Source organism: Actinokineospora globicatena, from assembly GCF_024171945.1.
Classification (GTDB): domain Bacteria; phylum Actinomycetota; class Actinomycetes; order Mycobacteriales; family Pseudonocardiaceae; genus Actinokineospora; species Actinokineospora globicatena.
Genome location: NZ_JAMTCR010000003.1, coordinates 392000 through 405068 on the forward strand (window position 1 = coordinate 392000; position 13069 = coordinate 405068).

Annotated in this window: 16 protein-coding genes; 7 read left to right on the top strand and 9 right to left on the bottom strand. The window is 73.0% G+C overall.

Going from position 1 to position 13069, the window contains the following annotated elements:
* Positions 1-48 precede the first annotated feature (48 nt).
* Together LV79_RS15090 and LV79_RS15095 are read right to left on the bottom strand one after the other, a co-directional pair.
* Positions 49-801 (bottom strand): dienelactone hydrolase family protein, encoded by a 753-nt coding sequence (locus LV79_RS15090; RefSeq protein WP_253836862.1) that lies wholly within the window; start codon positions 799-801, stop codon positions 49-51.
* 12 nt (positions 802-813) lie between these two features.
* Positions 814-1434 carry a hypothetical protein gene (locus LV79_RS15095; protein ID WP_253836863.1) on the bottom strand — a complete coding sequence of 207 codons (621 nt, stop codon included), beginning with the start codon at positions 1432-1434 and terminating at the stop codon, positions 814-816.
* Here LV79_RS15095 and LV79_RS15100 point away from each other — a divergent pair.
* On the top strand, positions 1428-1805 hold the full coding sequence (locus tag LV79_RS15100) for a hypothetical protein (protein WP_253836869.1): 378 nt from the start codon (positions 1428-1430) through the stop codon (positions 1803-1805). The genes LV79_RS15095 and LV79_RS15100 overlap by 7 nt on opposite strands.
* On the opposite strand, the gene LV79_RS15105 is transcribed toward LV79_RS15100, so the two are convergent.
* The 4 genes from LV79_RS15105 to LV79_RS15120 all read right to left on the bottom strand — a co-directional run bounded on the left by LV79_RS15105 (position 1715) and on the right by LV79_RS15120 (position 5962).
* Entirely contained in the window at positions 1715-2797 is a 1083-nt protein-coding gene (locus LV79_RS15105) for a hypothetical protein (RefSeq protein WP_253836877.1), read from the bottom strand. The genes LV79_RS15100 and LV79_RS15105 overlap by 91 nt on opposite strands.
* A gap of 21 nt (positions 2798-2818) precedes the next feature.
* Positions 2819-3895, bottom strand: a complete 1077-nt coding sequence (locus tag LV79_RS15110) for a DNA glycosylase AlkZ-like family protein (RefSeq protein ID WP_253836886.1) — start codon at positions 3893-3895, stop codon at positions 2819-2821.
* A 9-nt stretch (positions 3896-3904) separates the two neighbouring features.
* On the bottom strand, positions 3905-4819 hold the full coding sequence (locus tag LV79_RS15115; RefSeq protein WP_253836888.1) for a ferredoxin family protein: 915 nt from the start codon (positions 4817-4819) through the stop codon (positions 3905-3907).
* A gap of 183 nt (positions 4820-5002) precedes the next feature.
* Positions 5003-5962, bottom strand: coding sequence for a helix-turn-helix transcriptional regulator (locus LV79_RS15120; protein ID WP_253836890.1), 960 nt, complete (start codon positions 5960-5962; stop codon positions 5003-5005).
* Between the two features lie 64 nt (positions 5963-6026).
* Here LV79_RS15120 and LV79_RS15125 point away from each other — a divergent pair, with 64 nt between their 5' ends.
* Positions 6027-7130, top strand: a complete 1104-nt coding sequence (locus tag LV79_RS15125) for a winged helix DNA-binding domain-containing protein (protein WP_285470150.1) — start codon at positions 6027-6029, stop codon at positions 7128-7130.
* A 109-nt stretch (positions 7131-7239) separates the two neighbouring features.
* Positions 7240-7749 (top strand): DinB family protein, encoded by a 510-nt coding sequence (locus tag LV79_RS15130; protein WP_253836892.1) that lies wholly within the window; start codon positions 7240-7242, stop codon positions 7747-7749.
* Between the two features lie 4 nt (positions 7750-7753).
* Here LV79_RS15130 and LV79_RS15135 read toward each other — a convergent pair whose 3' ends face one another.
* Positions 7754-8023, bottom strand: a complete 270-nt coding sequence (locus LV79_RS15135) for a hypothetical protein (protein WP_253836894.1) — start codon at positions 8021-8023, stop codon at positions 7754-7756.
* Positions 8024-8129: 106 nt separating this feature from the next.
* Positions 8130-9095 carry an adenosine deaminase gene (add, locus tag LV79_RS15140; protein ID WP_253836896.1) on the bottom strand — a complete coding sequence of 322 codons (966 nt, stop codon included), beginning with the start codon at positions 9093-9095 and terminating at the stop codon, positions 8130-8132.
* Between the two features lie 118 nt (positions 9096-9213).
* Here add and LV79_RS15145 point away from each other — a divergent pair, with 118 nt between their 5' ends.
* Together LV79_RS15145 and LV79_RS15150 are read left to right on the top strand one after the other, a co-directional pair.
* The gene (locus LV79_RS15145) at positions 9214-9612 is read left to right on the top strand and encodes an STAS domain-containing protein (protein ID WP_253836898.1); all 399 of its coding nucleotides are present in this window, start codon (positions 9214-9216) and stop codon (positions 9610-9612) included.
* Between the two features lie 51 nt (positions 9613-9663).
* Positions 9664-10362 carry a class I SAM-dependent methyltransferase gene (locus LV79_RS15150; RefSeq protein WP_253836900.1) on the top strand — a complete coding sequence of 233 codons (699 nt, stop codon included), beginning with the start codon at positions 9664-9666 and terminating at the stop codon, positions 10360-10362.
* Positions 10363-10373: 11 nt separating this feature from the next.
* Here LV79_RS15150 and LV79_RS15155 read toward each other — a convergent pair whose 3' ends face one another.
* On the bottom strand, positions 10374-11234 hold the full coding sequence (locus LV79_RS15155; protein WP_253836902.1) for a GrpB family protein: 861 nt from the start codon (positions 11232-11234) through the stop codon (positions 10374-10376).
* Between the two features lie 27 nt (positions 11235-11261).
* Between LV79_RS15155 and LV79_RS15160 the strand changes: the two genes are divergently transcribed.
* Both LV79_RS15160 and LV79_RS15165 read left to right on the top strand, forming a co-directional pair.
* Positions 11262-11636: a lipopolysaccharide assembly protein LapA domain-containing protein gene (locus LV79_RS15160; protein ID WP_253836904.1), complete on the top strand. Its 375-nt coding sequence runs from the start codon at positions 11262-11264 to the stop codon at positions 11634-11636.
* 73 nt (positions 11637-11709) lie between these two features.
* Entirely contained in the window at positions 11710-12834 is a 1125-nt protein-coding gene (locus LV79_RS15165; RefSeq protein WP_253836906.1) for a glycosyltransferase family 4 protein, read from the top strand.
* Positions 12835-13069 lie beyond the last annotated feature (235 nt).

Sequence of the window (13069 nt, forward strand, 5' to 3'; positions counted from 1 at the left end):
TTCGACGGTATCGGCGGCCGCACGCGGTTTTCGCCGGACGACCCGGGGTCAGCTGGTGAGGGTGCGGTCGAGCAGGGCCAGGAGCCGGTCCCAGTGGTGTTGGGCGGCGTCGGGGTGGTAGGCGTCGGTGTCGGCCATGGTGAAGCCGTGGACGGTGCCGGGGTAGATCTCCGAGGTGTGGGTGATGCCTGCGGTGTCGAGGGCGTGGTTGAGGTCGGTGAGGGCTTCGGGGGTGAGGTCGGTTTCGGCGTGGCCGAAGTGGACCTGGGCGGTGAGTTCGGTGAGGCTGTCGAGTCCGTCGGCGGCGACGGGGCTGTGGAAGGCGGCGACGGGGCTGTGGAAGGCCGCGACGGCGGCGACCTGGTCGGGGTGGGTGCGGGCGGTGCGCACGGCCAGCAGGCCGCCGATGCAGTAGCCGGTCACCGCGACGGGGCCGGCGCTGACCTCGGGTTGTGCGGCGAGGAACTCGAGGTAGGCGTCGGCGTCGCGGTGGACGCGGTCGGTGGTGTGGGCGTGGATGAGGGGCATCAGTTGGTCGATGATCGCGGTGCGGGCGTCGCCTGCGATGTGGTCGGGGAGGTCGACGACGGGTGTGGGGCCGTGTCGGTAGAAGTAGTTGGGGACGAGGACGTAGTAGCCGTGGCGGGCGAGTTCGAGGGCCATGTCGCGGAGTGCGGGGCGGATGCCGAAGGCGTCGCCGTACATGAGCACCGCGGGGTGGTGGTCGCCGTGGTCGGGGGTGGCGGCGATGGCGTCGGAGTGGCCGTCGGGGGTGGGGATCCGCAGGGTCTTGACGGGCATGGGTCTCCTGGGTCAGGGGTTGGTCGTCCAGTGGACCTCGTCGGGTCCGGTGAGGTGCTGGATGGACAGCGGGTGGCAGGTGGTGGCCTTGGCGAGGGCGGTGCTGAGGGTGTCCTTGCGTTGGGCGAGGAGCTTGAGGATCTGTTCGGGTGGGGTGAGGTCCTGGCCGCGGGCGTGTTGGGTGCTGTGCCAGCGGCCGAGGATCTCGAGGGTGACGTCGACGATGGCGCGTCCGGCGTGGGCGGTGGCGAGGTCGACGGGTCCGGCGAAGCGGCCGTGGTGGAGGGTGATGTTGCGGGTGGTGTAGAGCCAGTCGAGCTGGGCGTGGAAGGTGTCCTGCTTGTCTTGCAGCCACGTGGCGAGCAGCGGTGGGGTGGCGAGGCGGTGGCGCCACAGGTCGATGGTGTGCTCGGTGAGTCCCCCGGCGAAGGCGCTGAGGGTGGTGACGGCGTGGCGGGCGGCGTGGAGTTCCGGGGTGTCGTCGTCGCGGGCGGGTAGGAGCAGGTCGAGCCAGCGGTCGGGTTCGACGAGGGTGGGTTTCCGGTGGTCCTGGGGACGTGGGCGTCGACGAGGGCCATGAGCGCGGCGGTGTCGGTGGCGGCGTGGTCGTGGGTGGTGGTGTGGTCGTGCCACTGCTGCCGTGTGCGGGCGACGGTGTCGGTGAGGGCCTGGGTCTCGGCGGGGGTGGTGCGGTCCAGTTCCGTGCGTCGGGCGAGGACGCGTTCGGCGCGGCGGTGGGCGGTGTGGGCCTTGTCGGCGCGGTCGGCGAGGCGGCGGAGTTCCTCGGTGACGCGCAGCCGCAGTTGGGTGTGGGCGTCGATGATCTGGTGGCGCAGGGTTTGCAGTGCGCAGGCGCGGGCGAGTCGGCCGGTTTTCTCGACGAGCAGGCCGGTGGCCTCGATGGCGCTCCAGCTCAGGGCGGCGCTGGCCATGGGGGCCTCGACCTGGGTGGCGATGTGGGCGATGCGCAGGGCGGGGCGCAGTGCCTCGGACCAGGAGGGTGACAGCGGGGTGGCGCGGTAGACGCCCGCGCGGGTGGGTGCGCCGATGACCGGGTTGTCGTCGGGGCCGGTGAGGGTGAGGTCGGCGACGCGGTTGCCCGCGACGTACTGGTCGAGTGCCTCGCTGATGGCGCGGCGGCCGAGGACGGCGGCGGTGCCGAGGTCGGTGGCGTCGACGGGGACCTCGATGAGGGCGCCCGCGCGGGTGATGGGGGCGAGGGTGGCCAGGAGCGCGGTGTGCGGGGCGGGTCGGGGGCGGGTGTCGTCGACGGTGACGGGCCACTGGCGGGAGCCGGGGAGCAGGTGGTCGAGTCGGTGAGGTGGCGTGCGCCGCTGACCAGGGCGGTGAGGTGGTGGCGGCGTGGTGGTGGCCAGAGCAGGGCGGCGATGTCGTCGGCGGTGGGTGTTCGGGTGGTGAGCAGCGCGGTGAGGTCGTTCTTGAGTGCTTCGCCGTCGCGGCCGCGCAGGTAGACGGACACGGCGATCTCGGCGGCGGCTCGGGTGTCGCGGGTGGGGTCGCCGGTGGTGGTGTCCCAGAGGGTGCGGAGGTGGTCGGTGATCGCGTCGGTGATGGCGGTGATCAGGGGTTCGAGGGTGGTGGCGCTGTGGCGGGCGAGGGCGCGGTGGTGGGCGGGTTCGGCGTCGCTGAGCGCGGTGGTGGTCGTGGTGAGTTCGGTGATGGCGGCGCGCAGGTGGGGGCGTCCGGTGCGGGGCGGGAAGATCGGGAGCGCGGCGCGCAGGCACAGGGCGCTGGTGCGTAAGACCCGTAGGAGCAGGGGGCGTTGGGGTTGCTCGTGGGCGGCGTGGTTGTCGAGTGCGTCGTGTGCGCGGATGAGGGCGGCGAGGGCGCTGTCGGTGGTGGAGGCGTGGAATCCGAGGGCGGAGCCGGGGTCGAGGGCGCGCAGGGTGTGGTGCAGGAGGGCGCGTTGGTGGCGGGTCAGGTCGGCTGCGGTGAAGGCGTCTTGGATCGCGGTGTCGCTGCTGGACCTGGCCACCGGGGCACGGTACCGGCGGGGTCAGGTGGTGGTGACGCGGACGTCGGTGAGGCCTCGGGCGGCGGCGACGCGGTGGGCCTCGGCGTCGACGGCTTTGGTGGGGATCGGTGTGTCGAAGGCGTCGAGGGTGATGGTGAGGGTCTTGCCGGTGGTCTTGGTGCGCCAGGTGCCGGTGATCTCGCCGCGGTGCAGGACGGCGCCGGGGTTGCCTATCATCCGCCAGAGCCGTTTGTGGTGGGCGGGGTCGGGGACGATGAGGGCGCGGTCGCGGGTTTGCAGCCACGGGTCCAGGGGCGGGAGGAGCCGCAGGAAGTCCGGGGGTGGGGCGTCGCGCAGGGCGTCGAGTTCGGCTTCGGGGAACCAGCGGCCGTCGGTGGTCTGGACGAGGCCAGCGGGCCAGGCGGGTTTGACCTGGGCTTGGGTGGTGTCGAGGAACGCGGCGACGTCGGCGGGGGTGGCGGGTCCGTGCAGGCGCAGGTAGGCGTCGATGATCGGGCCCGGCCCGGTGGACTCGGTGGGGACGGGGTGCCGGTGGGGGAGGGGGCGCAGCAGGGTGGGGCGGGACTCGGCGTGCACGGTGACCCCGGCGAAGAGGCCGACGATCTGGAAGATGCTGCCGTAGACGTGGGTGGCGGCGCAGGGGGCGCAGTCGTAGGAGTAGTCGGCGGGTAGCCGGGCGGTGAGTTCGGTGCTGACCTGGCCGCGGGGTTTCTCGGTGTCGACGACCTCGCGCATCGCGGTGGCGGCGGTGGTGTAGGCGGTGAGGCCGGGGATCCCGGCGCGGCGCAGGGTGGTGCCGCTGGCGTTGAGGCGGGCGATGGCGTCGGCGTCGGTGCGCGGCCACAACGCGGTGGCGAGGGCGGGTAGGTCGGTGGTGCGCAGCAGGTGGGGTGCGCCGCGGTGGGCCCAGACGGTGGTGAACCCGTCGAGTGGGGCGTCGGCGGGGAGGCGGGCGGCGAGGGCGACCTGCGGTGAGCGGGCGCCCGCGTCTTGGACGCCGAGGTCGAACACGGTCAGGCGCGCGGGGTCGGGTTGGTCGCGGTGCAGGCCGTGGCGGAGGGCGCGGTGGGCGAGGACCTGGTGGCGGGGGATGTCCATGTCCACCCCTTAGTCGATGCGCAGGACGTGGTGGGTGGTGACGGGCCCGGGGTAGGCGCCGCAGCTGGCGGGCCGGTCGGGGCCGGTGGTGTGCTCGGCGACGGTGACCCGCCAGCCGCGGCCGTCGACGTGGCGGACGGTGACGCGCCAGTTGCCGTCGTCGTCGAGTTCGGGGTCGCGCACCCGCAACACGTCCGGGTGGGTGGTGTTGGTGAGGTCGCGGACGGCGAGTTCGGCGGTCTGCCCGGCGGGGGCCCAGGTGGAACGGCCCCGGCAGCGGTCGGTGACCACGGCGGTGTCGGTGAGCAGCGCGCGGGCGCGGGTGGTGTCGAGGTCGCCGTAGGTGTAGCCGGTGGGCAGCAGGACACCGGTGGGGGCGAAGCGGTGACCGCCGATGTGGGTGCACTCCCAGACGGCGTCACCGTGGGTCGCGGCCAGGTCGGCGGCGACGCGGCGGCCGAGGACGGCGCAGCACACGTCGCGGCGGCCGTTGGTGCACACCAGCAGCACGGGCCAGGTCACGGGATCACCGAAACCGCCGACCTCACCGGACCCGGCGGCGGCGAAATCGAGGTCGAGCAGGAGCTTCGGGTCGGCGAAGGTGTCGCGGCGCAGGAACGCGCGACCGGGCACGGTGTGGGCGAGATAGACGCGGCGGGGCGTGGGGCGGTGCCGGTCGGGGTGGGGCCCTGGGCGGCGGATCAGCAGGACGCGGACACCGGTCCCCTTGGCGCGGGCCGCGAGTTCGGCGGCGAGACCGGTGTCGAGGTGGCTCTGTGTGAGGGCGTCGCGGCCCCAGGGTCCTGGTTGTTCCAGGCAGAGCCAGGTGGTGGCCGTCGCGGCGCTACCCGCGAGGGGTTCGTCGTGGGCGCGGGACGCCGCGGAACACGCGGTGGCGGGCAGCGCCGGGGGTGAGGTGGCCATCGGCACAAGGCTCTCACGGCGGATACCGCCGTTCGAGTGCACCGCCGGTATCCGCCGAGTGAAGCTCGGGTGTCGCACCCCAACACCCATCCCACCGGGATGCCGTTCACGAAGGCTGGAGGGTCCTCCGTGGTTTCCCACCCCAGCACCTCTCACCGTCCACTTGGAGCATCGCGGGTGGGTTCAGGTGTCGGTGGCGGCGCGGGTGAGGCGGGCGGCGAGGCCTGCGAGGCGGGTGACGAGTTCGGGTGGGGAGTGGACCTGGAACTCGCAGCCGATCATCGCGATCCACATGGCGAGGCCGTCGAGGGAGTTGGATCCGGCGCGCAGGGTGCAGCTGGTGTCGTCGAGGGGTTCGAGGACGCCCGCGGTGGCGGTGATCTGTTCGGTGGCGGCGGCCAGGGGCATGTGGAGGGTGAACACGCCCTGGTAGCGGTAGGCGGAGTTGGAGAGCTTGTAGGAGGTGTAGGCGGCGAGGTCGGTGTCGGGGGGTTCGCGGGGGGTGAAGCGGGGGCCCGTGGGGGTTCGGGGGGTGAGGCGGTCGACGCGGAAGGTGCGCCAGTCGTCGCGGTCGACGTCGAAGGCGACGAGGTACCAGCGGCGGCCGGTGTGGACCAGGCGCAGGGGTTCGACCTGGCGCAGGGTGTGGTCGCCGTCGTGGTCGCGGTAGTCGAATCGGAGCCGTTCGTGGTCGCGGCAGGTGGCGGCGATGACCGAGAGGGTGGCGGGGTCGACGGTGGGTCCGCGGCCCGGTAGCGGCAGCATCGCCGACTGCAGCGCGTTGACCTGGTTGCGCAGCCGCGAGGGCAGGACCTGTTCGAGTTTGGCCAGTGCCCGCACGGAGGTCTCCTCGATCCCGGCGACCGTGCCGCCCGCGGCGCCGCGCAGGCCGATGGCGACGGCGACGGCTTCCTCGTCGTCGAGCAGCAGCGGCGGCAGGGCGGCCCCGGCGCCGAGCCGGTAGCCGCCGGTGGTGCCGGTGCTGGCGTGCACGGGGTAGCCCAGGGAGCGGAGTTTGTCGACGTCGCGGCGCACGGTGCGGTCGGTGACGCCGAGCCGGTCGGCGAGGTCGGCGCCGGACCAGTCGCGGCGGGTCTGCAGCAGCGAGAGCAGGCGCAGCAGCCGCGCGGAGGTCTCCAACATGCCGTCCAGTCTGACAGCCGTTGCGGACCACACCGGTCCGCAATGCTCGGTAGGTTCTCCCACCGTGACGACCCCGGTGCTGACCCGACGCGCGCTCAACCGCGCCCTGCTCGCCCGCCAGTTCCTGCTGGAGCGGGTGCCGCTCTCGCCGTTGGAGGCGGTGACGCACCTGGTGGGGATGCAGGCGCAGGCGCCGAACCCGCCGTATGTGGGGTTGTGGTCGCGGTTGGCGGGGTTCGCGTTCGCGGACCTGGCCGAGTTGCTCAGCTCCCGGCGGGTGGTGCGGTTGGCGTTGATGCGCTCCACGATCCACCTGGTCGCCTCGGTCGACGCGGAGCCGTTGCGGGCGGTGCTGGGCCCGGTGTTCGAGCGGGGGTTCCGCTCGACGGTGGGGCGCGCGTTCGACGACGTCGACCACGAGCAGGTCGCGGCGATGGGTGCCGAGATCGTGGCGGGGGAGCCGTTGACGGCCGCGGAGTTGGGCAGGCGGTTGGCGGTGCGGTGGCCCGGTCACGAGCCGGACCGGCTCGCGGCGCTCGTGCGGACCCGGGTCGGGTTGGTGCAGGTGCCGCCGCGGGGGCTGTGGGGGTCCTCCGGGCAGGCCCGGCACACGACCCTCGGCGCGTGGCTGGGGGAGGGGGCCGTGTCCCCGCTGTCGCCGGACGTGTTGGTGCGCCGGTACCTGGCGGCGTTCGGGCCCGCGAGCCCGGCTGACGCGCAGGCGTGGAGCGGGCTCACGGGGCTGCGGGAGGTGTTCGAGCGCCAACCCGACCTGCTGGTGTTCCACGACGAGTCCGGCCGGGTCCTCTACGACCTGCCCGAGGCACCGCGCCCACCGCAGGACACCCCGGCGCCGGTGCGGTTGGTGGCCGCGTTCGACAACCTGGTCCTCTCCCACGCCGACCGGACCCGGGTGATCGACGACGAGCACCGCAAGCCGGTGATCATGGGCACGGGCAACGGCAACGTCCGGCCCACGGTCCTGGTCGACGGTCGGGTGGTGGGCATGTGGGGCACCCGGCGGGTCAAGCGGACCGCGGTGGTGGAGGTGACCCAGTTCGGGAAGCTCACCGCGCGGACCAAGCGCGAGGTGGAGGCCGAGGCACGGCGGCTGCTGGCGGTCACCGACCCCGACGCCGACACCACCGAGGTCCACTACCTGCCCTGACCCGACCATCAACCTCAACTTGAGGTTCACACTCGGGTGGGGCAACCCTCGACTTCACGGTTATGTTCGCGGCCCGCGACGAGGCCCGGGTTCGCCTAGAATCGAGCCCATGTCGATCACCGGGCCGGATCGCGCCTGGCCCCGCACCGACGCCGACGACGAACTCCGACTCCAGTGGGAGTTCCTCGCCTTCCTGCGCGCCACCGCGCTCATCAAGACCACCGGGCTCACCCCCGCCCAAGCCACCGAGACCCCGCTGACCACCTCACCGCTGATGAGCGTGCTGGGCCTGGTCAAGCACCTCACCGCCGTGGAGCGGTACTGGCTCACCCGCGTCGCCGGGGGCGCCGACGAGCCGATGCTGTGGGAGCCCGACGACGTCCACGCCGAATGGCGCCTGGGTCCCGCCGACACCCTCGCCGCGGTGACCGGCGCCTACCGGGACGAATGGGCCCTCGCCGAGCGCGCCATGGCTGGGCTGCGCGCGGGCGACCCCGCGCGGGCCGATCCGGACCGGACCGTGCGCTGGACCCTCACCCACGTCATCCAGGAAACCGCCCGCCACGTCGGGCACCTCGACATCCTGCGCGAGCACCTCGACGGCACCACCGGCGAGTAACCGGTCAGGCGGTGTTCTTGCGGCCCAGGGCCCGCAGGCCCGCCTCGGTGACCCGGACCGCGACGTCCTTGGTGCCCAGGACCACGCGGAACACCACCAGGCCGCGGCGTTCCAGCACGGTCAACGCCTCGGTCACCCACTGGGGCACCCGACCGGCCGGGCCACCATCGGGCCCCGCCCACAGGAACCCCGTCGGCACACCCCACAGCCCGGAGTGGAACAGCACGGCGCCCTCCGCGGCGTGACGCAGCGCGCGCCTCTCGTCGTCCGTCATCACAAGACCTCCCCAGATCCCCGCCGACCGCGTGGCACCGATCACAGGCCTTATCGGCAGGTTCGCGCGCCCGCCAAGGAATCACCACCCCTGGCCTGCCCCCGACCTACCCCAGCCATCGGTCGACCCCACGCGTCACCTCGGCTTTCACCCCGTCCGGCGCGAACGACGCCCGCGCCGAGGCCACCGCGAGCGCGGCCAGGTCCCCGTCGTCGAGCCCGAACGCCGCTCTCGCCACCGCGTACTCCTCGGCCAACGCGCGCCCCGTCACGTCCGGGACATCGGTGTTGACCGTGACCACGAGCCCCGCCTCCAGCAGCCGCGGCAACGGGTGCGCCGCGGCGGAGGAGACCAACCCCAACGCCACGTTCGACGACACGCACACCTCCAGCGCCACCCCGCGCTCACGCAGCAACGCCACCACCGACGGGTCCTCCACCGCCCGGAACCCGTGCCCGACCCGCTCGGCGCCGCCGAGCTCCACCGCCTCCCGAACACTCTCGGGACCCGCCGACTCCCCGGCGTGGTGCACCAACCGCAACCCGGCCGCGCGCGCCTCCCGCAGCACCCCCGCGAACGGCGCCAACGGGAACGCCTCATCACCGGCCACCCCTACCCCGACCACCTCGTCGTGGGCCAGGGCGAGTTCCACGGTGCGCTCCAGGCGGGCCACGGACTGGCGCCGGGAGTGGTCCAGCAACACCCGCACCACCACCCCGTGCGCGCGTTGCCCCTCCCGCAACCCGGTGATCACGGCGTCCAGCGGCATCCCCAGGTCACCGAGGCGCTCACCGTGGGAGGCCGCGGTGAACGTGACCTCCGCGTACCGGGTGCCCTGCGCCGCCTCGTCCGCGCAGAACTCCACCGCCAGGTCATGGAAATCGCGCGGGGTCCGCAGACACCCCCGCAGCAGCGAGTTGCGGTCGGCGAACTCGCGGAAACCCCGGAACGGCCCCCGCCCCGGCACCGGCACCCCCTCCCGCGCCGCCAACGCCGCCACCCGCCCCGGCCGCGCCGTGCTCTCCAGGTGGACGTGCAGATGGGCCTTCGGCAACGCGACGAGATCCCGCACCCCACCAGGCTAGGAGCCCGACCCCCACGATCGCCCCCGGTTTTCCGGCAACCTTTCCGGTCCGCCGGTGATCAAGGGGGAGTAGGCACCACCCCACCAGCGAGAGGCGCGATCCACCGTGGCACTGACGTTCGCCAAGCCCGACCGCAGACTCGACATCACCGTCGACCGCACCGGCCGCCACGTCACCGTCGCCGCGTCCGGCCGCATCGACCTGGCCACCGAGACCCCCTGGCACGAGGCGGTCATGCGGTCCTGCACCGCCACCGACGACACCACCCGCGTCACCGTCGACCTCACCGCCGTCACCTTCCTGAGCTGGGCCAGCACCGCGGTCCTGCTCCGCGCCCACCGCGCCTGCCAACGCCGCGGCCGCGCCCTGCGCGTCGTGGCCACCGGGGCCGTGCTCACCGGCCTGCACCTGACCCGCCTGCACGAGGACATCACCGTCACCCCCGCGCACCGCCCCACCCAGACCACCCGCCCGCGCGCCTGCTCCGGCTGGCTCATCGCCTGATCGGGTGTACGCCGACTGGCACGAGCCGCACCAGGACCCCAGGGTGAGCCGGTGGACTTCCCCCAGTTGGACGCGCTCAGCGGCCAGTACGAGAGCCCCTTCGCGACGTTCCTCGCCCACACCGACCAGAAGCGCAAGGCCAACCGCTACCTCGACGACGTCGTCGCCACCCTCGCCCGCCGCGGCACCTTCGTCGACGCCGGGGCGGGCACCGGCGACACCGCCGCGCACCTGGCGGGGTCCTTCGACGAGGTCATCGCCATCGAACCCAACCCCGCGCTGCGCGCCCGCCTCGCCGGGACCGCGCCCGGGGCGACGATCCTCGACGTGCCCATCCTCGCCGCCGACCCCGGCCACACCGCCGACCTCGTCTACTGCGGCCACGTCCTCTACTACGTCCACGTCGACCTGTGGCAGGCCCACATCGACGCCCTCACCTCCTGGACCGCGCCCGACGGGGAGTGCGTGATCGCCCTGCAGAACCCCAGCAGCGACTGCATGGTGATGCTGCGCGAGTTCGGCGGGCCCCGCTTCGACCTGCCCCCGTCGGTCAAGGCCGACACGACCACCGTCCCGTCGTTCGTGCAGGCCGACGACCTCGACACCGCCATCGAGATCGCCGCGTTCATCCTCGGCCTGGCGCCACTGCCGGTCACCCGCGACCTCGTCGTCGACTACGTCACCCAGAAGTTCCGCTCCGCCAACGGCTACCTGTTCTCCTGCACCCAGGACTTCCACCACATCCGCTGACCCCGCCAGTCCTAGTGGTCGAGGTGGTGCTGCACGGAGTCGAAGAACGCGGTCTTGGCCACCGTGTAGGCGTCGTTGCCCTCGTCAGCGGCGTGCGCGACGGCCAGGTCGCGTTTGACGGCCTCGTACTCCCGCCGCACCCCCGCGTCCACGTGCAGCAAGTCCCGGAACGCCCGCGTGTAGTGCCACCACGGCGACCCGATCTCCCGCACGTGCAGGATCGCTCGCCTGCCCGGATCGGCCGAGGCGAACAGCCGCTTGTCCCACCGCGCGCCCGCCCCGAACCAGTCCCGAGGGGTATCGCGCAGCACCCCGGGCGACCCAGGGACATGCGGCGCCACGTCCACGAAACCGACGCTCGACAGCGCCTGCGCCAGACCGGGGAGCGCGTCCAGCGACGGCACCCCCATCTGCAGGTCGATCACCGGTTTCGCCGCCAACCCCGGCACCGACGTCGACCCGATGTGATCCCACACCACCCCCGGCAGCGCTGTCGCCCGCCCCAACCGGCGCAGCAACCGAGCCGCGACCACCGCCCACTCGGCGTCCCACGGGTGCAACCTCGGCGGACCCGCGGCCATCGCGAACCGGCCCTCCGCGACGTTGCGCGCGAACGGCTCCACCCGCCCCACCCACACCGCGTCGAGGTCCCCGGCCGAGGACACCACCACGTCGACCTCCGGCGACGCGTGCCCGCCGAGGACCAACGCCGCACCGCCCACCTCACCCAGCCGCGTCACACCGTCGCGGTCCAACTCGGCCAACCGGGCGCCATCCACACCACCCACCACAGCGATCTCCACCGGCACACCAGCCAGGATGCCCGACCCACGAACCCGGTCCCGGCTCGCGCCCAGGCGTAGGGTGGGCACCAGCCCCACATCGAGAGGGGGCACCACATGACCGATACGCCGGCCGCCAGGCCCGTACAGTCGAACACCCCGCCCGCGGACCCCGCACCACCCGCAACACCACCACCGGGCACCGCGCCACCACTACTAGCACCAGCCGCCGCGGACCCGCTGCGCCGCTCACGGACCAGCGCCCTGTGGGTCGGCGTCATCGTCTTCGCCGCCGTGCTCGTCCTGCTGCTGATCTTCGTCCTGCAGAACACCCAACCGGTGCTGATCTCCTACCTCGGCGCCACCGGCGAGGTCCCCCTCGCCGTGGCCATGCTGCTCGCCACCGCCGCCGGGATCCTGCTCACCGCCGCCGCGGGCTCCCTGCGCATCCGGCAACTCCGCCGACGCCTGCCCCGCCGCCGCGGCCTCTGATCGCCGACACCACCTCGCGCGCCCCCCGGCCCGCGAGCCGCCGAACGACGACCAGGAAATGTGGAAGCACACGTTGATATCGTTCGTCTGGTCACCCGGCAACCCGCTGCCCGCGGGCACCGGCGGTTCCGAGAACTACACCGTCGGGCAGGTCAGGGAACTGACCAGGCGCGGCATCCCGGCCCAGGTCATCACCATCGGCCTCGGCACCGGTGACGGCAGGGACGAGTTCCCCGGCGTCCCGTTCCACGACCTGGCCACCACCGCCGACCTCGCCCACCTCGAGGGCACCGTCGTGTTCGTCAACGAGTCCAGCCCGGTCCCGACGCGCAACCCGGCGTTCCTGATCCTGCACAACCCGCCCCCCATCCGCGACGAGAAACGGCAGTCGGTGGTCGCGGGCACCGCCGCGCACGCCCTCATCGCCACCAGCCTCTACGCGGCCACCCTGTGGGCGGCCTACCTCGACGTCGACATCGCCACCATCAACGTCGTCTACCCCTTCGCCGAACCCTGCTTCGCCGCCCAGACCCGCACCGAGGGCCCGGCAGGCAAAACCCGCGTCCTGTTCGCGGGCAGGCTCAGCCCCGAAAAGGGCGTCTACACCCTGCTCGAGACCCTGCACATCGACATCATCGAACAGGACACCGACCTCACCTTCACCGCCACCACCGCGGGCGCCGACAAACCCCAAGGCAAGATCATCGAGGACCTGCTCGGCCACCACCCCGGGATCTCCGTGGTCGCCGCCCGCAAGACCCCCGCCACCATGGCCGCCCTGATGGCCGAACACGACATCGTCGTCATGCCCTCCAACAGCCAGTACTGGCACGAGACCTTCGGCATCGTCTCCATCGAGGCCCAGCACGCCGGCTGCTGGGTCATCGCCTCCGACGACGGCGGCCTCCCCGAGACCGACTGCGGCGGCGTCGTCCTCATCGCCCCCGACAACGCCGAGGCACTCGCCCTGGGCATCCGCCAAGTCATCGCCGGACGACCGTTCACCGCCGCCAGCAGACGCGACGCGGGCGCCTGGTTCACCGTGGCGCAGTCGGTGGACAGCCTGCTCGACGTCCTGGCCCGACCCCAGGCCATCCCGCCCGCGATCATCATCGAACGGCTCGAGGAACTGGTGCGCGCCCCCTCAGCCGAGCAGCCACGCGCCCGCGGCACCACACCGGCCACCGCGACCCCGTAGTGCAGTGGCTCCGCGCTACCGCGTCGCCCGGTCCGGGCGCAGGACCTGGCGGACAGTGGCGCGGAGCCAGTCGTGAGCGCCGTCAGCGGTGTGGCGCGGATGCCAGGCCATGCCGATGGTCAACGGCGGCAGGGGGAGCGGGACCCCAGCAGACCCAAACCCAGGGTGCGGGCGGCATTGCTCACCGGCGACGGGGGAGCACCCGGCAGCGCGGCCGGGACCAGGCACATCACAT

Bases quoted from the DNA above. Each gene is read 5' to 3' on its own strand.
- LV79_RS15135 (WP_253836894.1), bottom strand. From the start codon at position 8,023: ATGACGGACGACGAGAGGCGCGCGCTGCGTCACGCCGCGGAGGGCGCC.
- LV79_RS15110 (WP_253836886.1), bottom strand. From the start codon at position 3,895: ATGGACATCCCCCGCCACCAGGTCCTCGCCCACCGCGCCCTCCGCCAC.
- LV79_RS15130 (WP_253836892.1), top strand. From the start codon at position 7,240: ATGTCGATCACCGGGCCGGATCGCGCCTGGCCCCGCACCGACGCCGAC.
- LV79_RS15160 (WP_253836904.1), top strand. From the start codon at position 11,262: ATGACCGATACGCCGGCCGCCAGGCCCGTACAGTCGAACACCCCGCCC.
- LV79_RS15115 (WP_253836888.1), bottom strand. From the start codon at position 4,819: ATGGCCACCTCACCCCCGGCGCTGCCCGCCACCGCGTGTTCCGCGGCG.
- LV79_RS15120 (WP_253836890.1), bottom strand. From the start codon at position 5,962: ATGTTGGAGACCTCCGCGCGGCTGCTGCGCCTGCTCTCGCTGCTGCAG.
- LV79_RS15090 (WP_253836862.1), bottom strand. From the start codon at position 801: ATGCCCGTCAAGACCCTGCGGATCCCCACCCCCGACGGCCACTCCGAC.